Source organism: Roseateles sp. P5_B10, assembly GCF_056400485.1.
This window is the reverse complement of record NZ_JBFULE010001673.1, coordinates 1-562: the sequence shown is the minus strand read 5'-3', so window position 1 is coordinate 562 and position 562 is coordinate 1. Positions and strand designations below refer to the sequence as shown.

The 562-nt window shown below is 65.1% G+C and carries 1 protein-coding gene; it reads left to right on the top strand.

The features are described 5' to 3' along the window. On the top strand, positions 1-562 hold a 562-nt coding region (locus AC1DU6_RS35265; protein WP_477863218.1), incomplete at both ends, for a hypothetical protein.

Here is a 562-nt window from a genome sequence, read left to right as displayed (position 1 = left end):
ACCTCTGTGAGGAGGATCTGCGGGTCGAAGAAGCCGAGCAGAAGGCGGCGCAGGACTTGAAGGACCTGCTGGAGCGGGCGCTGGCGACGGCGATGCCGGCCTACGTGCAGATGGGCACGGCCGTGCTGGCGCTGAAGGACGCGTGGAAGGCCTTCGGCAAGACCATCACCGACCACGTGACGGAGACGCTCATCAATGCCGGTGCGCCACGCAAGGTGGTCGAGGCGCTGATGAAGGTGGCGTCCTGGGCCAACGACATGGCGACCTTGGCCGAGATCGGGCAGATGTGCGGCATAGCGACCGAGGCCGTGCTGGACGTGCTGAACAAGCTGCGCTCGATGAACGTCGGTGGGCTGGTGCAATACCGGCTGGGCCTGGCCGTGGACAGCGGCTTGAAGAATGTGCTCAGCGCGATCGACCTGTTCCGCGACCCGATCCGCAACATCGTGGAGGTGGGCTACTACTCGCGTCTGGCGGTGTGGAAGGCCGCGCTGGACAACGAAGGCGTGATCATCGTCGCCTACGGCGGTATCCGGCAGCAGGTTGACGAGTTCCTCAAGGC